At 64.0% G+C, this 26,078-nt stretch carries 23 protein-coding genes, 2 pseudogenes and 1 other annotated feature; of the genes and pseudogenes, 9 read left to right on the top strand and 16 right to left on the bottom strand.

Annotated features, from left to right (window positions below; genetic code table 11):
• The 3 genes and pseudogenes from SI859A1_RS02880 to SI859A1_RS02895 all read right to left on the bottom strand — a co-directional run.
• Window positions 1-736, bottom strand: a 736-nt coding sequence (locus tag SI859A1_RS02880) for an IS256 family transposase (protein WP_040326208.1), incomplete at its 3' end; no start/stop codon positions are given.
• A gap of 57 nt (window positions 737-793) precedes the next feature.
• A pseudogene (locus SI859A1_RS20690) lies at window positions 794-1,698 on the bottom strand (IS3 family transposase); the annotation flags it as partial.
• Window positions 1,298-1,414, bottom strand: a sequence feature (AL1L pseudoknot). It overlaps the preceding pseudogene by 117 nt.
• 15 nt (window positions 1,699-1,713) lie before the next feature.
• Window positions 1,714-2,076, bottom strand: a complete 363-nt coding sequence (locus tag SI859A1_RS02895; RefSeq protein ID WP_009207882.1) for a hypothetical protein — start codon at window positions 2,074-2,076, stop codon at window positions 1,714-1,716.
• Window positions 2,077-2,834: 758 nt separating this feature from the next.
• Between SI859A1_RS02895 and SI859A1_RS02900 the strand changes: the two genes are divergently transcribed.
• Entirely contained in the window at window positions 2,835-4,103 is a 1,269-nt protein-coding gene (locus tag SI859A1_RS02900) for a flagellin N-terminal helical domain-containing protein (RefSeq protein WP_009208370.1), read from the top strand.
• Between the two features lie 204 nt (window positions 4,104-4,307).
• Here the strand turns inward: SI859A1_RS02900 and SI859A1_RS20695 are convergent.
• The 6 genes and pseudogenes from SI859A1_RS20695 to SI859A1_RS02925 all read right to left on the bottom strand — a co-directional run.
• A pseudogene (locus SI859A1_RS20695) lies at window positions 4,308-4,842 on the bottom strand (IS66 family transposase); the annotation flags it as partial.
• A gap of 489 nt (window positions 4,843-5,331) precedes the next feature.
• A complete protein-coding gene (locus tag SI859A1_RS02905; protein WP_009208372.1) occupies window positions 5,332-5,949 on the bottom strand; it encodes a hypothetical protein in 618 nt (205 codons plus the stop codon).
• A gap of 133 nt (window positions 5,950-6,082) precedes the next feature.
• Window positions 6,083-7,138, bottom strand: a complete 1,056-nt coding sequence (locus tag SI859A1_RS02910) for a 4-oxalomesaconate tautomerase (RefSeq protein WP_276324907.1) — start codon at window positions 7,136-7,138, stop codon at window positions 6,083-6,085.
• Between the two features lie 49 nt (window positions 7,139-7,187).
• Window positions 7,188-7,895, bottom strand: a complete 708-nt coding sequence (locus tag SI859A1_RS02915; RefSeq protein WP_009208374.1) for a 4-carboxy-4-hydroxy-2-oxoadipate aldolase/oxaloacetate decarboxylase — start codon at window positions 7,893-7,895, stop codon at window positions 7,188-7,190.
• A 14-nt stretch (window positions 7,896-7,909) separates the two neighbouring features.
• Window positions 7,910-8,872 (bottom strand): VOC family protein, encoded by a 963-nt coding sequence (locus SI859A1_RS02920; RefSeq protein WP_009208375.1) that lies wholly within the window; start codon window positions 8,870-8,872, stop codon window positions 7,910-7,912.
• A 37-nt stretch (window positions 8,873-8,909) separates the two neighbouring features.
• Window positions 8,910-9,644, bottom strand: coding sequence for a PIG-L deacetylase family protein (locus SI859A1_RS02925; protein ID WP_040326212.1), 735 nt, complete (start codon window positions 9,642-9,644; stop codon window positions 8,910-8,912).
• Window positions 9,645-9,804: 160 nt separating this feature from the next.
• Between SI859A1_RS02925 and SI859A1_RS02930 the strand changes: the two genes are divergently transcribed.
• The 5 genes from SI859A1_RS02930 (at window position 9,805) to SI859A1_RS02950 (ending at window position 14,845) form a co-directional block, all read left to right on the top strand.
• Window positions 9,805-10,692 (top strand): NAD(P)-dependent oxidoreductase, encoded by an 888-nt coding sequence (locus tag SI859A1_RS02930; RefSeq protein ID WP_040325112.1) that lies wholly within the window; start codon window positions 9,805-9,807, stop codon window positions 10,690-10,692.
• Window positions 10,689-11,864, top strand: coding sequence for a LysR family transcriptional regulator (locus SI859A1_RS02935; RefSeq protein WP_009208378.1), 1,176 nt, complete (start codon window positions 10,689-10,691; stop codon window positions 11,862-11,864). Before SI859A1_RS02930 ends, SI859A1_RS02935 begins: the two co-directional genes overlap by 4 nt.
• Window positions 11,865-11,984: 120 nt before the next feature.
• Window positions 11,985-12,485 carry a TRAP transporter small permease gene (locus tag SI859A1_RS02940; protein ID WP_040325113.1) on the top strand — a complete coding sequence of 167 codons (501 nt, stop codon included), beginning with the start codon at window positions 11,985-11,987 and terminating at the stop codon, window positions 12,483-12,485.
• Window positions 12,482-13,786 carry a TRAP transporter large permease gene (locus SI859A1_RS02945; protein WP_009208379.1) on the top strand — a complete coding sequence of 435 codons (1,305 nt, stop codon included), beginning with the start codon at window positions 12,482-12,484 and terminating at the stop codon, window positions 13,784-13,786. The genes SI859A1_RS02940 and SI859A1_RS02945 overlap by 4 nt, the downstream gene beginning before the upstream one ends.
• Window positions 13,787-13,855: 69 nt before the next feature.
• A complete protein-coding gene (locus SI859A1_RS02950; RefSeq protein ID WP_009208380.1) occupies window positions 13,856-14,845 on the top strand; it encodes a TRAP transporter substrate-binding protein in 990 nt (329 codons plus the stop codon).
• 170 nt (window positions 14,846-15,015) lie between these two features.
• On the opposite strand, the gene SI859A1_RS02955 is transcribed toward SI859A1_RS02950, so the two are convergent.
• Window positions 15,016-16,980, bottom strand: coding sequence for an FAD-dependent monooxygenase (locus tag SI859A1_RS02955; protein WP_009208381.1), 1,965 nt, complete (start codon window positions 16,978-16,980; stop codon window positions 15,016-15,018).
• A gap of 110 nt (window positions 16,981-17,090) precedes the next feature.
• Between SI859A1_RS02955 and SI859A1_RS02960 the strand changes: the two genes are divergently transcribed.
• On the top strand, window positions 17,091-17,549 hold the full coding sequence (locus SI859A1_RS02960; protein WP_009208382.1) for a MarR family winged helix-turn-helix transcriptional regulator: 459 nt from the start codon (window positions 17,091-17,093) through the stop codon (window positions 17,547-17,549).
• A 38-nt stretch (window positions 17,550-17,587) separates the two neighbouring features.
• Here SI859A1_RS02960 and SI859A1_RS02965 read toward each other — a convergent pair whose 3' ends face one another.
• The 5 genes from SI859A1_RS02965 to SI859A1_RS02985 are packed head-to-tail and all read right to left on the bottom strand — an operon-like array spanning window position 17,588 to window position 22,448.
• Window positions 17,588-18,328, bottom strand: a complete 741-nt coding sequence (locus SI859A1_RS02965; protein ID WP_009208383.1) for a class II aldolase/adducin family protein — start codon at window positions 18,326-18,328, stop codon at window positions 17,588-17,590.
• A gap of 56 nt (window positions 18,329-18,384) precedes the next feature.
• The gene (locus SI859A1_RS02970; RefSeq protein ID WP_009208384.1) at window positions 18,385-19,446 is read right to left on the bottom strand and encodes a substrate-binding domain-containing protein; all 1,062 of its coding nucleotides are present in this window, start codon (window positions 19,444-19,446) and stop codon (window positions 18,385-18,387) included.
• 57 nt (window positions 19,447-19,503) lie between these two features.
• The gene (locus SI859A1_RS02975) at window positions 19,504-19,926 is read right to left on the bottom strand and encodes a tripartite tricarboxylate transporter TctB family protein (protein WP_060567657.1); all 423 of its coding nucleotides are present in this window, start codon (window positions 19,924-19,926) and stop codon (window positions 19,504-19,506) included.
• Window positions 19,923-21,398, bottom strand: a complete 1,476-nt coding sequence (locus SI859A1_RS02980) for a tripartite tricarboxylate transporter permease (protein ID WP_009208385.1) — start codon at window positions 21,396-21,398, stop codon at window positions 19,923-19,925. The genes SI859A1_RS02975 and SI859A1_RS02980 overlap by 4 nt, the downstream gene beginning before the upstream one ends.
• Before the next feature lie 15 nt (window positions 21,399-21,413).
• Window positions 21,414-22,448, bottom strand: a complete 1,035-nt coding sequence (locus tag SI859A1_RS02985) for a tripartite tricarboxylate transporter substrate binding protein (RefSeq protein ID WP_009208386.1) — start codon at window positions 22,446-22,448, stop codon at window positions 21,414-21,416.
• A 144-nt stretch (window positions 22,449-22,592) separates the two neighbouring features.
• Here SI859A1_RS02985 and SI859A1_RS02990 point away from each other — a divergent pair, with 144 nt between their 5' ends.
• Entirely contained in the window at window positions 22,593-23,585 is a 993-nt protein-coding gene (locus SI859A1_RS02990; protein ID WP_040325115.1) for a LysR family transcriptional regulator, read from the top strand.
• A 627-nt stretch (window positions 23,586-24,212) separates the two neighbouring features.
• On the opposite strand, the gene SI859A1_RS02995 is transcribed toward SI859A1_RS02990, so the two are convergent.
• Complete coding sequence (locus SI859A1_RS02995) at window positions 24,213-25,163, bottom strand: LysR family transcriptional regulator (protein ID WP_009208388.1); 951 nt, start codon at window positions 25,161-25,163, stop codon at window positions 24,213-24,215.
• Between the two features lie 157 nt (window positions 25,164-25,320).
• Between SI859A1_RS02995 and SI859A1_RS03000 the strand changes: the two genes are divergently transcribed.
• A complete protein-coding gene (locus SI859A1_RS03000) occupies window positions 25,321-26,064 on the top strand; it encodes a class II aldolase/adducin family protein (protein ID WP_040325116.1) in 744 nt (247 codons plus the stop codon).
• Window positions 26,065-26,078 lie beyond the last annotated feature (14 nt).

Raw genomic sequence — 26,078 nt, forward strand, 5'->3', positions numbered from 1 at the left:
CGGCGACGATGGCCTCAGGAAAGCCCTTCAGCCCGTCGACGATGGCAAGCAGGACGTCCTCAACGCCGCGGTGCTTCATCTCGTTCATGACCCGCAGCCAGAACTTGGCGCCCTCGTTCTGCTCGAGCCAGAGGCCGAGGATTTCCTTGGTGCCGTCGGCGCGCACGCCAAGGGCGATGTGGACCGCCTTGTTTCTGACGAAGCCTTCGTCGCGGATCTTCACACGCAGAGCATCGAAGAACACGATCGGATAGACCGCCTCCAGTGGCCTGGCCTGCCAGGCGGCGACCTCTTCCAGAACGGCGTCCGTGACCACCGAAATCAGGTCCGCAGAAACATCGACGCCGTAGAGATCGTGAAGGTGCCCAACAATCTCCCGATTGCTCATTCCCCGGGCATACATCGAGATGATCTTCTCGTCGAAGCCCGGGAACCGCCGCTGATATTTGGCAATGAGCTGCGGGTCGAAGCTGCCCTGCCGATCCCGCGGCACGGCAAGATTGAACTTGCCGCTGTCCGTCGTCACGGTCTTGCGGCCGTAGCCATTACGGCCGTTTCCGGCGCCGTTCTCGCCGGCCAGATGGTGATCCATCTCGGCGTTCAGGGCACGCTCGGCGAATGCCTTCTTCAGGCCGTCGAGCAAACCGCCCGGGTCGAAGGCAGTCTTCGGATCGGCGCCAGACAGAAGCTGGTCGAGAAGCGCGTCAGGAATGCTGGGTTCTTTGCGGCGGGCCATGGGTCTCTCCTTCGGTCCCATTATGCCCGCTCACACACGGAATTCCTGACAGTCCCGGCCATCGCCCGCGTAGGGTCGCCGATCGTGAAGCGCCTGCTCCAGAGCGTCGAGGACGAAGTCAGTGTGGGCCGTCCGCGACACGCGCCAGCCGACAATCCGGCGGGCAAAGGTGTCGATAACGAACGCCACGTAGACGAAGCCGCGCCACGTGGCGACATAGGTGAAGTCGCTGACCCACAAGGCGTTCGGCCGGGGCGCCTGGAACTGCCGGTTTACTCGGTCGAGCGGACAGGGTGTGGCCTTGTCGCTGATCGTCGTCTTCACCGGCTTGCCACGCACGACACCCTTCAGGCCCATGCTTCTCATCAGCCGGGCGACCGTGCAGCGGGCAACGTCGATGCCCTCGCGCTTCATCTGGCGCCAGACCTTGCGGACGCCGTAGACGCCGAAGTTCGTCTCGAAGACGCGGCGGATGTCCTCGCAGAGCTTGCCATCGCGGTGCTCCCGGGCCGGCCTGCGAGACGGATCCCGTTTGCGAGCAGCGTGCTCGTGGTAGGTCGACGGGGCGATCGGCAGAACCCGGCAGATCGGCTCGACCCCATAGACGTCACGATGATTGTCGATGAACGCTGTCATGGCTTGAACCGGCGGTCGAGCTCCGCCTGGGCAAAATACGCCGACGCCTTGCGCAGGATCTCATTGGCCTGGCGAAGTTCGCGGACCTCGCGTTCAAGAGCCTTGATCCGGTCCCGTTCCTCGCTCGTCTGTCCAGCACGACCGCCCTGATCACGCTCGGCCTGCTGCACCCACTTGCGCAGCGTCTCGCCTGAGCAGCCGATCTTGGCCGCAATGGATGAAATCGCCTCCCACCGGGAAGCGTGATCAGCTCGATGCTCTCGCACCATTCGGACAGCCCGCTCACGAACCTCTGGCGAATATCTCTTCGATGTCGATTTTGTCATGATGACCCCATTCTCTCAGGAAATGAGGTCTCCGGAAAACCCGGCGCGGTTCATTGTGATGGCGAGGAGCCGGAAGGTTGGGCTCCAAAGCCGCAATCCACCCAGATTGTCGATCCGCAGGCCCGTGGCGAACAGGACGACGATCACGACCAACTCTGCCGCGATCTCCCAGATCGCTGGATTCTGCGTGGGGTCGATCCCATTGACGATGTCGGGAAACAGCAGTGAACCCACCATGCCGCAGGCCATGAGAAGCGCCGTTGCAGCAGGCGGCCGCCTCACAAGCAGATGGGGTACCCAGTACGAGACGAGCAAACTCGATCCCAGCGCCACGAGCAGGACGTGGTAGGCGTCAAAGCCGAACCGGGCATCTTCCATGGAGAGACACTTTCATGAGCTGACCGGAACGCCTACGCAGTGCGGGCCTTGATGTCGGGCAGCGCCGCACGCGCCGCCGCTGTACGGGTTCCTGTGTCAGGCAACGGAGTCGGGATTACGACCTGCAGGTCCGTTCTGGACATTCGACCACTCGTGGCCCCTGCGATACCAGGACATCGACCTGCCGCAGCTTCGCGACGATCTCTTCAGGCTTGTGCTTCTTCTGCGGCCTGCTCTCGTCCTCCAATGTGCGGCAAGCCATACTTCAGGGAGTACCACCCCGTGGGGGCCGACCAGGCCAACAGCTCCGGCTGTATTGAGTTTCCCCCAGGCGGTATTTCCAAATAGACGAGCGATCCGCCTGCATTCTGATACAGGCTAGTGTAATCGAAGAGCCTTGAGCGGGCCGGGCTGCACAACACTGTTGTGGCCCTGTCCCTGTCCGAGCTTGAAAGTCGCAAGAACAAACCTGTACGTCCGCTGTGCGAACACCCTACATCTGTGTGACATCCAGAACCTTGGCTGCTGGCAAGGCACGGACACGATTGCATCAGATGCGATCGGGAATGGTATCGCGTGAGCGTCGAGATCCTTCACCTATTTCCGCTCAACGGTAAATGAGCCGGCACAGGCGATCTCTTAGCTTCTGATTAAACTCTTATTGTCATCAATGGCACCAACAGAGTCACTCGGAAGCGATATATGCGGTTCGCATGCGAAGAGAAATATGTGTTCCGAAGCTTGCGGGTTACTAGAGTATGACGAGCATTATAACCAATTCTTCGGCAATGACCGCGCTGAAGACATTGAGCGCGACCAATGCGGCACTGTCGGCTACTCAATCCCGAATTTCCACCGGCTTCCGCGTCGCCGTAGCGGCGGACAACGCGGCCTACTGGTCGATTGCTACGACGATGCGGTCAGACAACAACTCACTGTCAGCCGTTCAAGACGCACTTGGGTTAGGCATGGCGAAGATCGACACTGCTTATACCGGCATGACGGCAGCGATCGATCTGGTTGACGAAATCAAGGCGAAGCTGGTCGCGGCACGCGAACCGGGCGTCGACCGGGCGAAAGTACAGTCTGAGATCACCCAACTCCAAGAGCAGTTGATCTCGACTGCTGCGGCGTCGTCATTCTCTGGTGAAAACTGGCTGTCGGTTAATAGCGACGACACGGGCTATAATGCAACAAAGTCGATCGTGTCATCCTTCAACCGGTCATCTTCTGGAGCCGTATCTATCGGAACCATAGATATAGATGCTTCGAGAATCGCACTTTTCGATGGGTCGGCGACAGCGGATGGATTGCTTGACGCGGGGGCTGCGACGGGGCCGCTGTCGAGCATTGGTGGACTTGTAGAAGACTCGGGAACCGGAGTTCCGGGGGTCAGGTTCAACTTCTCCTCATTCGCGCTCAGTGCTGCTGAAACCGTTAATTTTGACTTGGCTTTGGGAGCCAATCCGGCACGCACCATCACGATCGACAAGGCGCTGATCGACGCCACACTTGGCTCGTCCGACGGCACAGTCTCGACAAGCGCTGCCATGAAGAGCGTGTTGGATGCTGCATTTACAAATGCTGGATACGTTAGCTGGGGCGACTTCGATAACGTTGATCTTGGCGGCGTTATCGATATCAACAATATGCCTGCATCGGGGCCGGTTGCGATCACCAACCTGACGCTAACCGCAACGGGCACGTCAGGCATTACTGCCATCGACATCACAAATGCGAGTTCGATCGAGATCGAAGGTCATATCTCCAGCGTCGACGCGATGCTCGGCAAGATGATAACGGCGGCTGCCGACCTTGGCGCGGCGAGGAAGCGCGCTGAAAATCAGTCAACCTTTGTGTCCAACCTGAAGGATACGATCGACCGGGGCGTCGGCACGCTGGTTGACGCTGACATGAACAAGGAGTCGACGCGCCTCAAAGCATTGCAGGTTCAGCAGCAACTTGGCGTCCAGGCTTTGTCGATTGCGAACGGTAACTCCCAGTCGATTCTCTCACTATTCCGCTGAGGAAATTGGTAATCTGAGGTGCCTCTACGGGCCATCAGTGCAAACGTTGGACGGCAAACTCTCTCCCTCCCGGCCGGTTTCCGATTTGAAAGATTCGGGATCTTGGCTGTCCCCGCCCTTAATCCGGTAGAGCATCGAGCGACTGCTGACACAGGCGAGCGTGCATAGGGATTTTCGCGAGAGCGTCCAACGGACTGCGCCAGTTCGTAGAAGCGGCGACCAGCAGAAGGCCACGCCGGTATCCGGCATAGCCTCGAACTGTAGGATCCCGACGAAGTCCAGCAGATTTCGGAATGGCTGTTCGGCCTTACGATCGGGCGTATAGAGGTAGGCAACGCCGGGCGGACCGATCCCGCCCCAGGGGGCATCATCGCGTGCATAGGCGAACAACTGTGCCGTCTTGGTGCGGCAGCGCCGCGATCGAGCACTGGCGCTGTCGTCGCGTCGGCAAAGAGTTTGTCTGAGGCTTTCAGCCGCTCGAACAGCCTCCTCTGGACCGGCCGGAGCAGGAAGGCTGCCTTGCCAACCCAGTCGGCGAGCGTCGAGCGGTCCAGGTTAAGGCTCTGGCGGCATAGAGTTGCGCCTGACGGTATAGCGGCGGTGATCGACGTATTTGCTGACCAGCACATGCGCCACGGTGCGGCCAATGCACCACAATCTCCTCGCAAGTCTGGCCGGCATATTTCAGACGGCGCATGATGATGACGAGGAACTGGGTTTCGAAATCAGAAATCATTTCCGGGAGCCAGCATTTGGTCGACGAAGCAGTGGCTCGTCTCACGTTGACGTCGGCCCCTAACCAGGGCACAGAAGTGGCGCCCATCGCGTGGCTGGAGCCGGAACCAACATTGTTTACAGAGACTTGACCGTCCTCTGGCTGGGGATCCAGGTTCCCCAGCCAACGCTCTCCCGATCACTGATTTCATTGCCAGATTCCCTCTCACTGGGAACCCCACTCGCTGCCAATGTCCGGTTTGATGCACCAAACTGAGGCACAGGACTGGGGCACAAGCTGCCCGGTCCCTGGTAGGGCGCACGTAGGCAATGGCCGTACGACATCATGTTTCCAATCTCGTTCAGCGGGGCAATGTCTATCACTGGCGACCAAGACTTCCGGCCGGCAAGGACAATTGCGGCCGTAGGAAGCACCTATCGCTAAGTCTGAGAATCACCGCCCATGCGCGGCCATGTCCCTGGCCATGCAGTTGAACGCGCGATTGGAAGGCATTCAGTCGATGGTCATGACGAAAGCGTGGAACGCCGAGCACTCGCCATCCTGTTTCGCGAGGAGATCTCGCGGGCGTTGGCCGAACTCGAGAGCTTCGCCGTCGCCGGGCGTCGGGTCGGATCGCGATCGGAGGATCAGCTCGTAGCGGATGAGGACGTGGGATGGGCCTACCGGTTGATTTCGGTGTTCGGAGCGCGTCGCAGCCTCGACTTCATCGGTGATTGTCCCGGCCTGCGCTATCTCCACCGGCTTGGTGTTCCGCCGAGCCGGTTTCCCTTCGTCATCGATACGTTTCGACAAGAACAGCGGTATTGCCGCTCCCCGAGCTTCGACAATCAGACGCGGGACCGTCTGCGGAACGCTGGCCTCGACGGCGGTCCATTGATGCGCAAGCGCGAGCGCGACGGATTTGGCGAGGCGCATGCCGACGTTCTCCTCAATAGTCGCTCCTTCTATCCCGATCTCGCTGCTCTCGACGAAAGGCGCTCGAGAGCGGCTGATCGAAGGTAGGCTGGCCCTCTCTCTGGATCGAGGCCGCCTACCTGAAGGTCCGCCGCTGCTGAAGACGGGCACCGCGGCTTCGATCGCGGCAACGATGACCATCTTCGCCTTCTTCATACTGTGGCTCGTCGTGGAGTCCCGACGCCGATCGGCACGCTATGCCACTGATCGCACCAAAACCGGGGTCACTACGTAGGGTTGGATGATAGTGGATTTCACGTGTTGGCATTTGAAAGCAAACCAAATCGACTTATCCGCGTGCGAACACTCGACCATCGAAAAGTTTCCGTGCGGTGCGCAACGTACCCGCACCGATTGTGACGCCTGTCTCGTCCCGTTCGATGAGGACTTCGACGGCGCCTGTAGGATGTTCGATCATGAACCGGCCATCAGGGTGCGAACCGACCATCTCGCTGGCCGGCGTCCCCTCCAGCGCGCAGGCCGTCGCAACTGAGACGGCGGCGAAGACGCCGATCGTCGCATGGCAACGATGGGGAATGAAGCTGCGGGTCGAGATCGTGCCGCCGGCTGTGGCGGGCGAGACCAGCGTCATCTTCGGCACGGATTTTCTGGTCACGTCGCCGAGATTCATCATAGGCCCGGCCTTCAGCCGGATCGCTTCGAGACGTGCCTTCATGCTGGCGTTGGCTTCCAGCACTTCGCGGCTTTCGGAGCCGTCGATCCCTAGATCGCTCGCCCGCATCACGACGATCGGCATACCGTTGTCGATCAGCGTCGCCTCGATGCCGTCAATGACATCGACCATGTTACCGGTGGGGAGCAGGGCGCCGCACATCGAACCGGCAATGTTCCCGAACATCAGAGGCACGGCTGCATGATGGCCCGGCACGCCGTCGATCGAAGCCTGGCCGGCGTAGGATACGCGACCGTTTGGCGTCTGGACACGGGCGTTGGCGACCTCGCCGGTGTTGATCATGTGAATGCGGACGGTCGTCTCCTCACCTGCGACGCAGACGAGACCGCGCTCGATCGCCGCCGGGCCGACGCCGGCGAGGATGTTGCCGCAGCCTTGGACGTCCGAAACCAGCGCCTGATCGACGAAAACCTGGAGGAAGAGATAGTCGACGTCGGCGTCTTCGCGACTTGATAGCGAAAGGATCGCAACCTTGGAGGTCAAAGGATCGGCGCCGCCGATGCCGTCGATCTGACGCTGGTCGGGTGACCCCATGATCCGCAGGAGAAGGTCGTTGCGCTCGGCCTCATCCGCCGGAAGATCTGTACTGACGAAATAAGCGCCTTTCGATGTGCCACCGCGCATCCACAGGCACGGAATGCCGTCATGCAGCGGATCGGAGCCGACCGCATCGTGAGTCGCCGTCCCTGGACCGGGCGTCTCATACATATTTCAGGCCCTTTGCGACCAGCCGTTCGCGCATGGAATAGATGTCGAGGCCGAGTTCGCCGGCGGCGAGGCGCAGGCGCTTGGCCTCCTCGTTGTCGGTTCGGGCTTTGGCTTTTTCGGCGACCGAGGCGGCATCGGCCCGCCTGACGACGCAGACGCCGTCGTCGTCGGCGACGATGACGTCCCCGGCCTCGACCAGTTGGCCGCCGCAGATGATCGACACGTTCACCGAGCCGAGCGTCTCCTTGATCGTGCCCTGCGAGGAAACCGCCTTCGACCAGACCGGGAAATTCATCGCCTTCAGATCGGCGACGTCGCGGACACCGGCCTCAATGATCAGGCCGCGGCAGCCGCGGGCCTTGGCGCTCGTCGCCAGCAGATCGCCGAAGTAGCCGTCGTCGCTGGGGCTGGTCGGCGCCATCACCAGGATGTCCCCGTCCTTCAACTGCTCGATTGCCACATGCAGCATCCAGTTGTCGCCGGGAGCCGAGGAGATGGTCACGGCCGAGCCGGCGACGCGCACGCCTACCTGGATGGGACGAAGCCCGCTGCCAAGATAGCCGATCCGCCCCTGCGCCTCGTGGACCGTGGAGGTGCCGGCTTCGGCGAGGCGGGCGATCACCGATGGATCGGCACGCTGGACGTCCTGGACCACGTAGCCGGGCGTGTTGGGTGATATGGCATGGATGTTGAAGGCCATGACGTTGCGTTCCCTCAGGCTTTGACCGGCGGGGTGCCGTGGGTGTGGAATGTCTCGATGGTCTTGAGGCCCCAGGCCTGGCCCTTCTTCCGATCGGTCTCGGTCCAGACGACTGGTTGCCAGTCGGGAGCGAGGATGAGCCGGGCGCCGGCATTTGCAAGTTCGACCCGGTTGCCGGCGGGCTCCCAAACATAGAGAAAGAAGGTGCCCTGGATCGCATGCTTGTGAGGGCCGGTCTCGATGTGGACGCCGTTCTGCAGGAAGATGTCGGCCGCCCGCAGAATGTCTTCGCGCTGGTCGGTGGCGTAGGTGACGTGGTGGAACCGGCCATGGCTTTTGCCATGCTCCTCGGTGCAGGCGAGGTCGTAGGTCTTGTTGTTGACGGTGAACCAGCAGCCGCCGATCCGGCCGTTGTCGAGCTGTATGTATTCCGTCACGCGGCTGCCGAGGCAGGTTTCCATGAAGCGGCGGAACTCGGCGACGTCTACAGCGAGAAGGTTCAGATGGTCGATCCGCCGCGGCGCAGCGCCGGTGAAGGCCGACGCCATGTTCTTCAGCGGATGCGCCTCCGCCGCGTCCCGGGGCCTGTACCAGACGGTGTCGTAGTAGATCTCGAAGACGTGGCCGAACGGGTCCTCGAAGCGGAAGGCGCGACCGTGGCTCTCGTCGCCGTCGATCCAGCCATGGGTCTTGTAGGCCGATGTCTCAATCGCGGCGACGCGGCGCTCCAGCGCTTCCGGCGAGGCGGCACGATAGGCTACATGGCCGACGCCGGTCCGGTCCGAGCGCGTCAGTTTCAACGAGCAGTGCTCGTAGTCGTCCCAGGCGCGCAGATAGGCCGAGGTCTTGTCCTGTTCGGAGAGCTTCAGCCCATAGACCCGCGTGAAGAAGTCGAGGCTCTCGTCGAAGCGATCGGTGAACATCTCGACATGGCCGAGATGGGCGATGTCGAAGCTGGTGGTCGTCGGCGTGTTCATGTGGTCTCACCTCCCAAGTGGTCTTGGCCGAGGTCGCTCAGAGTTCGTCCACCGTCCGAGGGAAGACGGATTCGAAGCCTTCGGCATATCGGCAGTCCCGCCCGCCTGACTGGCCGCCGGAATTGCGCTTGAAGTGGTTGGCGCGGTTGATGGCGACGCGGGTGTAGTATTCCCAGAGATGCTCCTGGCCCTGCATGGCCTCGATCGCCGCACGCTTCTTCTCCCAGACCGGCGTGATGTCGAGGAAGGTGTCGGGCTTCCATCCCATCTGCTCGGTCTGGTGCGGCTCGAAGAGATAGAGTTGGGGCGCGCCGAGCACCTTCTCGCCCGGATTGTGCCCCCAGGCTTGGGCGATCATCCGGCATTCGAGCACCGCCTGCATCGTGTTCATGTGGTCGGTGTTGTAGGGGTCGTAGCGCGAATGGGAGAGCATGAAGGCTGGCTGCACCCGCCGGATCACGTCGACGATCTTCATCTTGTTGTCGCGAGAGAACTCGAGCGGATAGTCGCCGAGGTCGAGGCAGACGAGGTCGTGGACGCCGAGCGCGCTTGCGGCCTCCTCGGCCTCCTTGCGGCGCTCGTCCTTGACCCTCTGAAGCGTCATGTCCTCCTTTTTCCAAAGCTTGGCGCTCTCGCCGCGCTCGCCGAAGGAGAGGCAGAGGACCGTCACGGCATAGCCTTTGTCAGCGTGAAGCGCGATCGCCCCGCCGCAGCGCCAGACGAAATCGGCGGCATGGGCGGAGATAACGAGAGCGGTTTTCTGGGCGGACATGGCCGTCTCCTGCATTGTTCTGGCAGCGACCTTTCACCCCCGCCCGATTCGCAGCAATTCGGAAGCAAGCGCGACGACATAAGTTGACGCTATAGCTTCTCCTCTTCCGCGCGTGTCCGTGCAAAGGTGGCGACGAGTGAGGATAAGAGGGAATGATGCAGTGAACGGACGGATCGCCATCATCGGCTTCGGCGAGGCAGGTCGGACGATCAGCGCCGGTTGGCCAGTTGCTCGGAGGACCCTTGCGGCTTTTGACGTCAAATTGGCGTCGAGCGAAACCCGCGAGGCGATGGCGGCGCGGTGTCGGGAGGCCGACATCGCGGGTTATTCTTTGGCTGCAGATGCGCTTGCCGGTGCGGCGACCGTGTTTTGCTTAGTGACTGCGGACCAGGCGGTGGTCGCGGCGCGCCACGCTTCGGCGTCTGTCGTCCCCGGCACGCTCTGGTTTGATGGCAACAGTTGCAGCCCAGACAGCAAGCGGCAGGCGGCCGCCATCGTCGAAGCCGCCGGCGGGCGCTACGTCGACATGGCGATCATGGCGCCGGTGCATCCGAAGAAGCACCGCGTTCCCGTCCTTATCGCCGGCCCGCATGCCGAAGCCGGGCTTGCCGTTCTTACGGCACTCGACATGAATGCCGCCGTCGCCGGGATGGAGGTGGGACAAGCTTCGGCCATCAAGATGTTGCGGTCGGTGATGATCAAGGGTCTTGAGGCGCTGACGGCCGAATGCATTCTCGCAGCCCGCCGGGCAGGCGTCGAAGCCCAGGTCCTCGCCTCCCTGCAGGCGTCCGATCCGGGTTTCGACTGGCAGGCCCGTTCGAGCTACAATCTCGAACGGATGACGGCCCACGGAAGCCGCCGTGCGGCCGAGATGGAGGAGGTCGAGAAGACGGTCGCCGCGCTCGGCCTGCCACCCCGCATGAGCGTGGCCATCGCCGCTTGGCAGCAGCAGATCGGCGCGCTCGGCCTCGCCTTCGAAGACGAGGATCCGGCTGCCGGAGACCACGGGCTGGCGACCCGCGCCGACGCCGTCTTGAACCGCTTGTGAATTCGCGCAACCTGCGCCACTTGCGACTGTTTCTCGCGGTCGCCGATACCGGCAAGCTCACCCTCGCATCCCAGGCCGCCCATGTCTCGCAGCCCGCGGTGACGCAGGCGATCGGCAAGCTCGAGCGGGACTTCGGTGGCCCGCTTTTCGACCGGACGAGGCAGGGTTTCTTCGTTACGCCTCGGGGAGGCGCTCTCGTCGACCGGCTGCGGAGAGCCTTCGATCGCCTCGATCCGGCGCTTGCGGACATCTCGCCGCGCCTGAAACTCACGGCGACCATGGCCCAGTTGCAAGCGCTGGCCGCCGTCGTCGAAACAGAGAACGTGACGCTGGCCGCCCGCCGGCTGGACCTCGCGCAGCCCACCGTCCACCGGGCGATTACGCTGCTCGAGCGGGAGGCAGGGCGCAGGCTGTTCGAGCGGGTGTCCTTCGGCATGGTCGCCACGCGCCAGACGACGGCGCTGGCGCGTGCCGTCCTCCTGGCATTTCGCGAGTTCGACCAGGCGGAGGCGGATCTGGCGGAATTCGACGGGCGCGACGCCGGGCGCATCGTCATCGGCGCGCTTCCGCTCGCCCGCTCGGCTCTGCTACCGCAGGCGCTCGTGGCCTTCCGTTCCGTCCGTCCGGGACAGAGGGTCCTCGTCGTCGACGGCCTCTACGACGAACTCCTGACGGGGCTCCGGCGCGGCGACATCGACGTCATCGTCGGTGCGCTTCGCCAGCCGGCGCCGATCGGCGACGTCGTGCAGGAACAGCTTTTCGACGACCACCTGACGATCATCGCCGGCAATGATCATCCGCTCGTCGGGCGAATCGGCGTATCTCGCGAGGCGCTGTCTGCCTTTCCGTGGGTGGTGCCGCGCGAGGGGACGCCCGCGCGGCTTCAGTTCGACGCCTTCTTTCAGAGTATCGATCTGCCGGCCGGCATCATCGAGGCCGGCTCGATCCTCCTGATGCGCGAGATCGTGGCTGCCAGCGAGCATCTCGGCTGCATCTCTGGGCAACAGGCTCTTGCAGAGATTTCGAAAGGACTCGTCGCCGAAATCGATGTCGGCACGAGTTGGCCCGGTCGCCCAATCGGGCTGACTTATCGCGAAACCTGGGCTCCGACACGGGCGCAGTCGATGCTTCTCGAACTCATTCGAAGCCGGGCCGTTCATAAGGCATCATAGCTTCATCTTATGGAGCTCCCTGTGGTTTGGATTGGGCATTGGGGACCAGCGGCGGCTAGTGAGAGGATCAAGCAGCCCCTGCGAGGGAGGACTTCGTCTCGGGACTGCGAGGGAGGAATCATGCTGAAAGGACTGGAACGCCTGTCCAGCCGCCTGGAGAAGGCGACGATCGGACTGACGGTGATCGGCGGCCTTTGCCTCCTCGGCGTCGTAGTGGTGGTGACGGCGGGCGTGGTGTCGCGCTACGCCTTCGGAGCGCCCCTGCTTGGGGTGAACGAGATCGTCGAACTGACCGCCGTCGCCCTGGTCATGTCGGCGCTTCCCTATTGCACGGCTCGCGGCGACCATGTCGCCATCGACGTCTTCGATCCAATACTCGGGGCGTGGGGCCGGCTGATCGGCGACGTCCTGTCGCGCGCCATCGCGATCGTGATCCTCGCCGTCCTGACCCACCGCGCGGCGCTGAAGGTGCTCGACGCTCTCGAATGGGGCGACGCCACCAACATGCTGCGGATGCCGCTCTGGCCCTATTACGCGATCCTGGCGGCGGGCGCGGCCCTTTGCGCGCTCGTCTTCGCGGCCCAGTTCCTCGTCCTGATCGCGAAAGGCCCGCAGCAATGACGCCGGTCACCGTCGGCCTCATCGGCATCGCCTGCTTGTTCGGCCTTCTCATCATCAGGACGCCGGTCGCCTTCGCCATGCTGGCCGTCGGCTTCTTCGGCTATTGGACTTTGGAGGGCTCGCGCAGCGCCGGCGGCGTGCTCTTGACCGAGAGCTATTCCGCCGTCGCGAACTACAATCTCATCATCGTGCCGATGTTCGTGCTTCTCGGCAACATTTCGGCGGTGTCCGGCTTCAGCCGCGGCCTCTATGACGCCGCCTTCGCCTGGGTCGGCCGGTTCAAGGGCGGGCTCGCCTCGGCTTCGGTCCTCGGATGCGCGGTGTTCGCGGCCGTCTCCGGATCCTCCGTCGCGACGGCTGTGACCCTTGGCCGGGTCGCGCTGCCGGAGATGCGCCGCCTCGGCTACGCGCCGAGCCTTTCCACCGGGGCCATCGCCGCGGGCGGCACGCTGGGCTTCTTGATCCCGCCCTCGACCGGCTTCGTGCTTTACGCCGTCCTCACCGAAGAATCGATCGGCCGCCTGTTCATGGCCGGCATCCTGCCGGGGCTGCTCCTGACCGGGCTGTTCATGGGCGCGATCTGGATCGTCGCGACCCTCGATCCGAAGGCCGGGCCGCGCGGCGAGCCGGTGCCGCTCGGCAAGCGCTTCCGTGTTCTCGGCCAGGCCGCGCCGCTTCTGGCGATCATCGTCATCTCGATCGGCGGCATCTATGCCGGTGTCTTCACCCCGGTCGAGGCTTCGGGCGTCGGTGCAGCACTCGTCATCCTTCTGGCTCTCACTCGCCGGCGGCTGACCTTCGCCGGCTTCAGGGAAGCGGTGCTGAATACGCTCAGCACCTCGGCGATGCTCTACATGATCGTCATCGGCGCGAATGTCCTCAACCCGTTCTTCGCCATCACGCGGATCCCCGAGGCGCTCGGCGACAGCCTCGTCGAACTCGGGTTCGGCGCCTATGGCACGCTCTTCGTCATCATCATCGCCTATCTCATCCTCGGCATGTTCATGGACGGGCTGTCGATGCTGGTCGTCACCATCCCGATCGTGTTCCCGGTCGTCGTCGCCTTCGGCTTCGATCCGATCTGGTTCGGCGTCGTCGCGGTGATCGTCATCGAAATGGGGATGATCACGCCGCCGGTGGGGCTCAACGTCTTCGTCGTGCGCGGCGTCGCCGGGGACGTGCCGCTGACGACCATCTTCCGGGGTGTGATGCCCTTCCTGATCGCAATGATTCTCGGCCTCTTGCTGATCATCGCGATACCCGGAATCGCGCTCCTGCTTCCCAATTCGATGTTCGGTTGACGGGGCTGACGCCTCCGCGCAAGCCGCGCCTCGCACCCCATCAACGCATGTCAAACAGGAGGAAAAGACGTGTTCAAGACAGTATTGCAGGCGGCCATCACGGCAGCGGTACTCGTGGCGGCGCCGCTTGCGTCCGCGCATGACCTGAAGCTCGCCGACTTCCAGCCGCCGAGCCACTTCGTCGTCGGCTCGGTCTACGAGCCGTTCAAGACGTCCGTGGAGACGGCGACGGGCGGGGAGGTCACCGTCACCTTCTACATGGGCGGCGAACTGGGGCCCGGGCCGTCCGAGCAGTACAACCGGACCGTCGAGGGCGTCACCGACATCGCCTTCGGACTGCCGGGCTACACCGCGGCCAACTTCCCGAAGACGCTTTTGACTGAGCTGCCCGGCGTGATCGACGCGGCCACGGGAACGGACCACATCCTCGCGAACATGGACATGCTGTCCAACGAGTATCGCCGCGTCGCGCTGCTCGGGCTGTGGAACAACGCGCCGAACCTGCTCCTGTCGGCCAGCAAGCCGATCGGGACCCTCGAGGACCTCCAGGGCATGAAGATCCGCGTGCCGTCGCGCAATGCCGGGCTCGTGGTCGAGGCCTGGGGCGCGACGCCGGTGTCGATGCCGGCGCCGGAGATCTACAATGCGATGCAGACCGGCGTCATCGACGGCGCGATGATCGACGCGACGGCGCTGAAGGCGTTCAAGCTCGGCGAGGTCACCAAATTCGTGACGCAGGGCATGAAGACGACGATCTCCAGCTTCTTCCTGATCATGAACCGGGACGCGCTGGGCGAGCTGACCGACGAGCAGCGCCAGGCCGTGACGGAGGCCGGACGCCAGGCCGCGCGCCACGGCCATGACGCATGGCAGTCGACGGCGGAGACGGTGCTCGCCGATTTCGGGTCGACGGACGGCAAGGAAGTCATCACTCTGCCCGCCGGAGAGGCCGCCAAGTTCGACGCCGGGTCGGCTCCGGTGGTCGAGCGCGTCATTTCCGAGGCGGACGGCTCCGGTATCGAGGCGACGGCCTTCGTCGAAGCGCTGAAGAGTAACTGAATGCCGGACCATTCCGGTTCATCAAAAGGCCCGGCCGCTGCCCTGCGGCCGGGCCTTTTTGCGCCGGACCTTCCGGCATCGACGGTGCCGGGCGCTCCCACAAGCCGACCCGCACCCGCGTCTTCGTCTGAGGGGACGGGACGGGCCCGGAAGGAGTCGCAAGCCCCCGATCAGGCGGCGGCCGTTTCGGACCCGGGTATTCGGGCAGCCGTGGCGGGCAGCAGGACGCCGGCAAAGAAGCGGGCGAGCTCTTCATGGGCGTTGAACGGCAGAACGTGCGCGACATACTGGTCGGGGCGTACGATCACAAGGCAGCCGTTCTGCCGGTCGATGCCTCTCAGCTGAAAGATGTCCCGGCCCGGAGCGTCGTCTCGGCGGAAGTTCTTCTCGTAGTCGACCAGGCCCAGGAGCCCCTTGTTCGGCAGCAGGATCGGCGGCAGCGTCTCCAGAGCGAGATCCTTCGCCGCCTGTTGGAAGACCACCCGGACATCGATCGTCGCATCGACGTCGGAACCCGCCGGTGTATGGCTTAGGATCGGCGAGGCGGGATCCGACGCCAGATAGTCGCACAAGGACCGGGTCGCCGATCCTTCGGCTGCCGGGTCCGCCGCGGGAGCGAAAGCATAGAGCCGCCAGCGGGCGTCGGCCTGGATGGTCTCGCCGAGTTCCATGGGCTTGGCATCCGCGAGGCGGATCACCGGGGCGGAATGAAGTCGCTCGCCGATGGGAAAGCCCGGAGCCAGGGACTGCCACGTGGCCTCTCCCGTCAGTACCGATGGCTTGTAGGCGACGGACATGCCAGCGGTGTAGCGGCCGTGCTCGACGAAATAGCGCTGGAACTTAGGCGTCTCGCCCGTGTCGGCTGCGTCCGCGCTCGCCCGCTCGCTCATGATCCGGGACCATTCCCGGTCGAAGTCGATGAGATCGCGCGCCACCGCCTGGCGCTCCTCAGAATAGGTCGAGAGCAGCTCCGGCGCCGAGCGGCCGGTCAGCACTGAGACGAGCTTCCAGCCGAGATTGAAGGCGTCGCCCATGGAGACGTTCATCCCCTGGCCGGCCTTGGGGCTATGGGTATGGCAGGCATCGCCCGCGATGAATATCCGCGGAAGCCGTGCGCTGCCATCGGCCACGTCGTCGAACCGGTCCGTCAGTCGCTGGCCGATCTCGTAGACCGACCACCAGGCGACTTCCTTCACCGCGAAGTCATAGGGCCGGAACGTCCGCTGCACGGCCTCGATGAGCCGGTCGACGGTGACCTCGTCCCGGGCAAGGCGCTGACCGGCGCCGAGCGCGCCCAGCTCGACGTAAAAGCGCAGGAGATAGCCACCTTCGCGGGGAATGATGATGATGTTGCCACCCCCCGAAGCCTGGATCAACGTCTTGCAGCGGATGTCGGGAAAGTTCGTCACCGCCAGGATGTCCATCACGCCCCAGGCCTGATTGGCGAAGTCGCCCTTCAGCTCGAGGCCGATGGCGCGGCGCACGCCGCTGCGGGCCCCGTCGCAGCCGACGACGTATTTCGCACGCAGGATGATGGTTTCGGCGGCATCCGCGACACCAACCTCCGCCGTCTCGGCGACCCGATTCAGCGTGACCGTGACGGGATAGTCGCTCCCCTGCGGATCGGTCGTCACGTCGACGACTTCGAGGCCGTAGTCCGGCACCAGCCGCGACTGCGACCTGGCCATCACCGACAGATACATGTCGTGGACACGGGCCTGGTTGAGGATCATGTGGGGCATCTCGGAAAGCCCGTCCTCGACGTCCTGCACCCGGCCCGTGCGTACGATGTGCTCCGGGCGCTCGGGATCGGCTTTCCAGAACGTCGTCTCGTTGACCCAGTAGCCCTGGCGCTTGACCGTATCGGCGAAGCCGAAGGCGTTGAACATCTCCATCGAGCGGCACGAGATGCCGTCCGCCTGGCCCTTCTCGATCGGCCCGGGCTTGCGCTCGACGATCCGCGTCGAGATTTCGGGAAAGGCGGCGAGTTGCGCGGCGAGCGTCAGTCCGGCCGGGCCGCAGCCGACGATGAGGACGTCGAGGCAGTCGGGAAGCTGCGATGCGGCCGGCCGGCCCGGCTCAGGGGCGAAAGTTTCCGGATCGCCGGCGCGAAAGCCGTGAAGATGGTACTGCATGGATTCTCCCAGATTAATATGTCTACATACTATACCCGCCGGATGTGGCTATATCAAGTTGATATGTGTACATACTATCCCGTCGAGGGACATGAACGAGGTAATGGCTGATGCCGAAGGAGAGGACGGGAACGACGAGCCTGACGATGCCGGGTCATCTGATCCGCAGGCTGCATCAGGTGTCGACGATGGTGTTCCACAGCCGCGTCGAGGCGGCGGGATACGACATCACCCCGGTTCAGTTCGCCGCACTCGACGCGCTCGCCCACAATCCGGACATCGACCAGAAGGGGCTTGCGAAGCTCGTCGCCAAGGACCGGGCAACCCTCGGCTCCGTCCTGGTGCGGTTGGAGCAGAAGGGTCTCGTCGACCGCCGCGTCAGCCCGCAGGACAAGCGGGCCCGTGTGCTCGCTCTGACCAGCGAGGGGAAGGCGGTGCTCGCCCGGCTGCTCCCGGTGGTCATGGCTCTCCAGAAGGAGATTCTTCCGGGGCTCGACGACGAGGAGTACCGGCAGTTCATTGCGCTCGCGTCGAAGGTCTCGAGCGTCGCATCCGCAGAGGAGGGCTGACCGGCCTGGCCGATCATGCCTGCGCTTTTCTGCCCGGATCAGATCCCGCCGAAGCCGGCACGGGCGGTCCAGTAGTCCCATGCACGGGCAACCGGCATCGGGCTGAGAAGCATCGCACTCGCCTTGTCGATCTCGCCATCCGTGAGATAGGTGACAGCCCCGAGAAGGCGCGTCGCCTGGATCAGTTCGGCATTGTCGCGCAGGCCGATCGAAATCATGACGACCGACTTCAGGTCCGTGGCGGCACAGATCGCGCCGTGGCCGCGGAGAAGCGCCACCCGGTTTGCGCCGAGCGCACGCGACAGCGAGTGCCCCATCGCCATCGAATCGACCAGCATGTTGGTGTCGCCGAACTCGTCCTGGCTGTCCCAGACGGGGATCTCGGCGCCGATCACCGAAGCCATGTGGAACATCGGGCGGAGCGAGGCGTCGCACATGGTGAAAGGCAGCACGGAGCGCGCATGGTGGTGCGTGACGGCGTGAACGTCCGGCCGGTCCTTATAGATGGCGCCGTGAATGTGTCGCTCGGCGTAGGGCTTGCGCGGGTCGTCGCCGATCTGCTCGCCCTCCAGGGTGAATTCCATGATGTCGTCGCGCGTGACGATCTCCGGGCTGCGCGAACGCGACAGGAAATAGCGATCGGGGTTCAGCGGATGGCGCACGCTGACATGGCCGAAATTATCGATGATGGTCTCGCGGGCGAGGATGCGATTGGCCATCACCAGCGTAGTCAGCGTGGCCTCGATGACGTTCTTCTCTCGGATTGCTTCAGCAGACATTCTTACTCTTTCTGAGACGATACTTCATCAGTTTCGGCTGCGCGCGCCGTGGCTGGTCAGACCTTGACGCTGGAGCGAACTTCCGGCGGGAAAAGCTCCTCTGGTTCCATACGCCGGTCGGTGATGCCTTGAGCATGGCCGAAGCGGCAGAAGGCTTCCAGAGTTGGCCGGTTGGCATCTATACCGTAGGGCCAGAAATCCTCGCCGAAGCTCCGCTGGACCTCGCTGGCGAAGCTCGCGATCCAGGGCAGCGGGATGCGCGACACGGCGACATCGAGGGTGCGCTCGATCCCACGACGCTTGGCGTCCTCGAACGCCTTGACTAGGCTGGTGCCGATCCAGGGATGGCGTTCGAACACGTGGCGGCGGACCGAAATGGTATGCATGATCGGGAAGATGCCGGTATCTTCCCAGTAGCGGCGCTCTTCGGCCTGGGGATCGGCGAACAGCCGGCGGATCCTCTCGTTGCCCTCGGCGAAGGCTCTCGGCGGGCGCGCCGTCGCAATCGCGTCGATCTCGCCGGAAAGCAGCATATCGTTGAGGCAGCTGTCCGGGCGACTGGAATAGCGGATGCCGTTCGGCAGGTTCAGGCGGACCTTCTCCTCTCGCCCGGCCTGGTTCACCCCGGCCTGCACCCAGTCGACCGAGGCGAGGTCGAGGCCGTAGCTTTCCTGCAGCATGCCGCGGACGTAGATGCCGGCGGTCTGTGCCCACTCCGGAATACCTATGCGCTTGCCGTTCAGCTCTTCCGGAGAGCAAATCTTCGAATCCGAGCGCAGATAGATCGCCGAATGGCGGAACACCCGCGAAGGGAACACCGGGATGCCGACCATCGGCGCATTGCCCTGCGCGGTCAGCGCCAGGAACTTGGCGAAGGACACTTCGGAGACATCGAATTCCTGATGCTTCAGGAAGCGGTAGAAGATCTCCTCGACGGGCAGGAGCAGCGGCGTCAGCGTGATGCCTTCGGGCTGGATTTCGCCATTGGCGAGATCGTGCACGTGGTCGTAGTCGGCCATTGCCAGGGTCAGCTGAAGCCGGGCGGTGCCGCCGCATCGGATGAACTCCGGTTGGCGGGCAAGGGATCCGGCGGCCCCGGCGGATGCATCGATGGTCATGGCAGGCTTCTTTCGGATGAATGGGGAGGGCTGGATGACGAGCAAGCGCATCGGGCCCTAGCGGAGGAGGGGGGCGATAAGCCAGCCCCAGTGAAAGCTCAGGCTGAGAACCCGGACGAACAGGATCTCGATCACCGCCGCGATCCCGATCGCAACAACAAGTGCGACAAACGGGCCGGTCCGGCGGGCGATGGCGTAGACGAAGCCATAAGCCGGCAGCCCGATCCGGAACCCGAGGAGGTAAATCAGCGGCAGGGCAGCCAGAAGCCAAAGGATCGCCGACCAAGTGATCGCGGCGTGGTCGTCGTTCGGCGGCTCGCCGCGCATGGCCATGAGCCCGAACAGCAGGACGCCGCCGGCGGCGATCGCCGGAAAGACGTTGGCGCTCGCCGGATAGTCGCCGATGGTCATGCCCCAGATGACGAGGGCGCAGACGCCGAGGATCGTCCCCGCGATCAAAAGGCGGTCACTGCGGATCATGTGAGCCTCTTGCGCAGGCGCGGCCCGATCTTAGGCGCCAGCAGCGCCAGCACCATCAGCACGATCAGCCCGATGCAGATTGGCCGCAGCAGGAAGCCGGGGCCGTAGATGTTGAGCGAGATCTCGAGATAACGCTCGACTGCAGGGCTGAGAACGAAACCGAGCAGCAACGCCGCCCGGTTGAAGCCGTAGCGGACGCAGGCGATGCCAACGGCGCCGAAGACGAAGGTGAAGACCACGTCCTGCATGTTGTTCTCGGTGGAATAGGCACCGAGCAGTGCGAGGGTCAGAAGGAAGGGTACGAGCAGCCGCGGGGGAACGCTGACCACCCGTGCGAGGAGCGGCATCAGCGCGAACATCAGCCCGGCGGCCAGGACGTTGACGATGGCGAGCACCAGGACGAGACCGAGACCGATGTCGAGATGGTCACGCAGAAAGTTCGGACCGGGCTGCAGGCCGAGGACGAGGAAGGCGCCCAAAAGCAGCGCCATGCCTGAACTCCCCGGAACGCCGAAGACGAGCGTCGGAACCAGCGCGCCGCCTTCCTTGGCGTTGTTGCTTGCTTCAGGCGCGATCACGCCCTCGATGATGCCGGTGCCGTAGCGCTCGGGATTCTTGTCGGACTGGCGGGCGGTCGCATAGGCGACGAAGGGCGCGGTTTCGCCGCCGACGCCGGGGATGATGCCTATGATCGAGCCGACGGCCGAGCTGCGAAAGACGAGCCCCATCCGACCGAAGACGGCCTTGAAGCCGTTGAGGAGCTGGCGGCCGGGCAGTTCGCCCTTGGACTGCTCCAGCGAGCGGCCGGAGGCCAACGCCACGAGTTCGGGAATGGCGAACAGGCCAAGCGCCAGCGGAATGAGGCGGATGCCGTCGAGCAGATAGTCGTAGTCGAACCAGTAGCGCGGCACGCCGCTGACCGGCTCGTAGCCGACGAAGCTGATGAAGATGCCGAAGGCGCCGGCGACGAGGCCTCTGGCCGGCGAACCGGCGCCGACCGCGGCGAGGAAGGTCAGGCCCATCAGCGACAGAAGGAAGGTTTCGGCCGGGCCGAAGGCGAGAACGACGGGCCGCAGCACCGGCAGGAGCACGAGAAGCACGAGGGCGCCGAACACCCCGCCCACCGCCGATGCGGTCAGGGCAGCTCCGACGGCGGTGCCGCCGAAGCCAGCATTGCGCAGCGGCACTCCGTCGATGAGCGTTGCGGCATTCGCCGGCGATCCGGGAATTCCGAGCAGGATCGCGGTGACGGAGCCGCCGGTGGAGACCACGGCATGCGCGGTCAGCAGGAAGGCGAGACCGGCAAAGCCGTCCATTCCGTAGACGAAGGGAATGAGCACGGCCATTGCTGTCAATCCGCTGAGGCCCGGCAGAAGTCCGAACAGCAGGCCGACGGGCAAGGCCGTTGCCACCGCCCAGACGACGGCGGGCTGCAGGGTCTGGCTGCCCGCACTGATCAATGCATCCCACATAGCCGTGCGCTCCGGTCAGAAGTACTTGGACAGGAGCACGTCGCGGACCGCCGAGAGCTGGTCTTCCGGGAGGTTGCCGAAGATCTTGCCAACGGTGTCCTGCACGTCTTCACCGGAGGCGTAGTCGATCGGCAGTCCGCGATCCTCGGCCGATTTCACGAAAGCCGGATCGGCCAAAATCGTCTCGAACGCCTCGCGCAGATAGCTGATGCGCTCATCGGGGGTGCCAGGCGTGGTAATGAGGGCCCGGCCGATGTCGACGATGCCGGCGCGGAAGTCGATCCAGAAAGCTCCTTCCTGCGGAACGTCGACCGCCTCAAAGATCGTCGGCACGTCCGGCAGGAGCTGCGAGCGGTTGTGGCCGATCACCGCGACTGGGATGAGCGAGCCATCCTGGGAATAGTCGCGGGCACTCCTGTCGGTGATCGCGATGCCGGTGACGTCGCCGCGGATGGCCGCGAGCGACGCTTCGCTCGAGCCCTTGAAGCCGACGACGAGGTTGCAACTAAGCTCCAGGGCCTCGCAGACGACTGCGGCGGTGTCGGTCGGACCATCGACGCGTCCAAGGCCGGAGAAGCTCAAGGTCTTGCCGGCCTTGCTGGCCTCGACGAGGTCCTTCAGGCTCGTATAGCCGGAGTTCTTGCTGACCAGCAGTACCCAGGGCTCGGCCGCGACGCGGCCGACGAAGGGCAGGTTCTGCAACTCGAAGCGAACGGCCGGCGCCTCGGTGATCTGTCCGAGCGCGGCCGGCACGCCGTTGATCAGCATCACGCTGAGTCCGTCCGGATCGGCGCCGGCGACCTGGTTGATCGCCGTGATGCCGCCGCCGCCGGGGCGGTTCTCGACCACGACGGTGGCGCCTGTAACCTTGCCGAGTTCCGGCGCCAGCAGCCTGGCATACTGGTCGAATCCGCCTCCGGGGCCCGTTCCGACGATGAGACGCACCGTCTCGTTCTTGTAGAAATCGGCAGCCGCACCGCCCTCGGCCGAGGCGGCGAAGCTCGAGCCGAGGAGCAGCGCTCCTGCGAGCAGAGCCTTGGTGATCTTCATGCTTTTCCTCCCGTTTGCATGTTTGCCCGGACGCTACAGCCCAGCCTGCCGGAGAACAAAATCCTTGCGCCGCTGGCAGCTAGAGCATTTACTTATATCGACCGACCCGAGGACGGGCGTGTAAACACGGCGTTGGGAGGCGGCGTGAACCTGAAGCAACTCCATTATTTCGTGGCGATTCTCGACGCCCGCAGCTTCACGCGCGCTGCCGAGCATCTGGGCGTGGCGCAGCCGGCGCTCGGCCAGCAGATCAGGAAGCTTGAGGACGAGCACGGTGTCCGACTGCTGCGGCGCCATTCCCGTGGGGTGGAACCGACCGAGGCGGGAACGCTGCTTCTTGATCATGCGCGCAGGATCATCAAGCAGGCCGAGGAGGCCGCCGCCGCTCTGCGAGACTTTTCCGCCCTGCCGCGCGGTCGGCTCAATCTCGGACTGACGACCATGATGAGCGGCATGCTCGCCGGCCCGTTAATTCGCCGCGCGGCCCAGGAGCTCCCCGGCGTGCAGGTGTGCATCGTGGAGGAGATGTCTTCTGTGCTCATGGAATGGGTCGCCGAGGAGAGGCTTCAGATCGCGCTGGCCTTCAACGTCGCGAGTGCGCCGGGCCTGCGCTGGGAGCCGGTGCTGCAGGAAAGTCTCTATTTCGTCGAGAGCGCCGAGCAGGGCAAGGCGAGCGGTGGCACGATCACCTTTGCGGAGGTCGCAACCCATCCTCTGGTCGTTCCCGCCTCGCCGCACAGCATCCGTGCACTGATCGAGGAGAAGAGCATCGAGGCGAACGTATCCCTGAACATCGTCTACGAGGTACATGCGGTCTCGACAGTGCGCGATTTAGTCTCGCAACACATGGCCGCCACCGTTATGCCCTACGGCGCGGCGCGCCAGGAGATCGAGGCGGGCAAGCTAATCGCGAAGCGCATCGTCGATCCGGACGTCAAGCGAGACCTGTTCTTCATCCACACCGAGCGGCGGTCGCTGTCGAAGGCGGAACTCGCCCTCAAGGCGATGCTCCTCGACATGCTGGACGGCGAGATGCGGCGCAGTGACGAATGGGCCCCAATCTCCGACCGGCAGGCCTCGATCGCCGCCTTGCAGCGTCGCTCGACGCCGCTCGGGCGAGGATGGTTCGCCGTTTAGATCGTCGACCCGTCGATCGATCCCGCCGATCCCCCCCTCCTAGTTAAAGCCAAGGTCATGGACGCAACGCCCGCCGGCGGCAAATCCTTGAAGGTATCAAGTCTGGCTGAGTGGTCGCCGGTTAGATCTGCTACGGATTGCGACATTGCGAGCCGAATATTTGACAGCCATGCGGCGGCAGCTGTCGATTTCGAGCCGCGACCTATGCCAGCAAAGTACCCCCGTGCAGACCGGACAATAATGGATATCCAGACAAGGGGCCCGACGCGCCAGCGCGGTGATAGCCTCTAGTTTCAACGTCCGGCCAGATAAGCGCGTCTTTATAGTCGTATGCCTGGAAGTGCCCCGTACCGGCCGAATATGGGCACTACATGCGACGATCGACCCTGGATTGCCTTCGAGGTTCAACAAATGGAACCAGTGACAAGAGTCCAGAGCACATCTCCAGGCCACTCGCGAAAAGAAGGTGCTTCGATCCTAAGCCCTTGATGGCAATTTCTGAAATGGGCATCTGCCGACCGGCCCGTCTGTATGGTGCCAATAGCTGATGCCGCTGCGTCATCCAATGCCGGCAGCCAGAAGAACTGGTGGGCGAACATTGCGATCGAGCAGGGTCCGGATCGGTGTTCATTTCGGCTCGCTGACGATGAGTGCCGAGCCGGGCGCCGTAAAGGCAGGGTGCTCTTGACACATTACGGCGAGAAGTTCTTCGATGATCGTCGCTAACTGCCGTTCCTGCGGCGCCGGCGCGACGTCCTTGCTCCAGACCATCGACAGTGTCCGAGTGATGGCGGGCGAGACAATAGGCCGGACGGTCAGAATGCCGGCCTCCAATTCGCGCGCAATCGTGCCGAACGGCAGGATGCCGCAGGCCATGCCGCGCGCGATCAGCTCCTTCATCGCCTGCATGGACTCGACCTGATAAGGGACCTTAAGCGTCATCCGGTTCGCCGCCATTGTCTCCTCGACGAGCTGGCGCACGAAGTCCCGCTCGCTCGGCATCACGAAATTCGGTTCGGTCAGGTCGGCGAAGGGCAAAGGCTGCGGATGGTCGAAGGGCGAGCCAGGAGCGCAGACGAAGAAGAGCACCTCCTGCAGCAGCGGCTTGCGCCGCAGCTTCAACCCGTCCGGCACCGAATAGGCGAGGGCGAGGTCGAGGTGGCCGCGGCCGAGCCGGTCGAGCAGCGTATGACTGAACTCCTCGAAGATCTGCAGCCGCACGTTCGACAGTCGCTCGGGCACGATCTCGAGGAGACGGCCGGTCAGAACGGTCGTCAGGCTCGGCGTCAGGCCGAGCGTGATCGTGCGCGGCTGGCGCCCGGCAAATTCGCGCAGGCGCCGCCGGACTTCGCTGAGGCGCCTGATGATGTGCCGGGCTTCCTCCAGAAAGATCACGCCGGCTTCGGTAGGGACCGCTCCGCGCCGCGTGCGCTCCAGGAGAACGACGCCGAGCTGGTCCTCGAGTGACTTGAGCTGGAGCCCGAGTGCCGGCTGCGCGACGTTGAGCCGGGCCGCCGCCTGGGTAATGCTGCCGGTCTCGCAAACCGCGACGAAGAATTCCAGCTGCCTGATGCGCACCGACCGCTCCTCCCGGGCGGAAGCTCCACCGGAATGCTTCGCCAGTCAAACCATTTCGGTATGACCGCACAAGAAACATGTCTTGGACAGCCGCGCGGTTCTGCTCTCTTCTGCCGGTACGAGAAGGGCGACAGCCCCGGCATGGGAGGAGAGTGGCATGGGGCAGACGCCGAATGCTGTGCGAGATCTTGTTCTGGCGAACCACATCCTGGCACGCGAGGATGTGTTGGACGCGTTCGGCCATGTCAGCATTCGCGATCCCGAAAACCCCGAGCAATATCTCATTGCCCGCGCCCGCAGCCCGGAGGTCGTCGAGGAGGCCGACATCCTGCGCTTCACGCTGGACTCCAACCCGGTCGACCCGGCCTCGCCGGCAAGCTATTCCGAGCGGGTGATCCACGGCGCGCTTTACCAGTTGCGGGCCGATATCGGGGCCGTGTGCCATTTCCATGCGCCCGCCATCATGCCCTTCTGCATCACCGGCCGCGAGATCGTTCCAGTCTCGCATCTCGGCGCGACCGTCGGCCCGATCCACCGCTGGTCGAGCCGTACCGATTTCGGCGCTACCAATCTCTTGGTGGCGAGCCCGGAGGAGGGCCTGTCGCTGGGGCGGGCAATGGGCGCCGACTTTGCGGTGCTGCTCGCCAATCACGGCGGCGTCGTCGCCGGGCGGACGCTGAAGGAGGCGGTGTTCCGCACGATCCAGCTCTGCCGCAATGCCGAATTACAGATCGCATCCCTGCAGATCGGCGATATCGACCCGCTGACGGACCGGGAGATCGAACTCGCAGGTGAATTCAATCTGCGCGCACCGGTGCTCGATCGCGCGTGGGACTACTGGAGCCGGCGCGCGGGGGAGGACTACCGCGCCACGGCTTCGCTCAGGGCCGTCGCCGGCTGACTGATGCGCCGCCT

The organism is Aurantimonas manganoxydans SI85-9A1, assembly GCF_000153465.1.
GTDB lineage: Bacteria > Pseudomonadota > Alphaproteobacteria > Rhizobiales > Rhizobiaceae > Aurantimonas > Aurantimonas manganoxydans.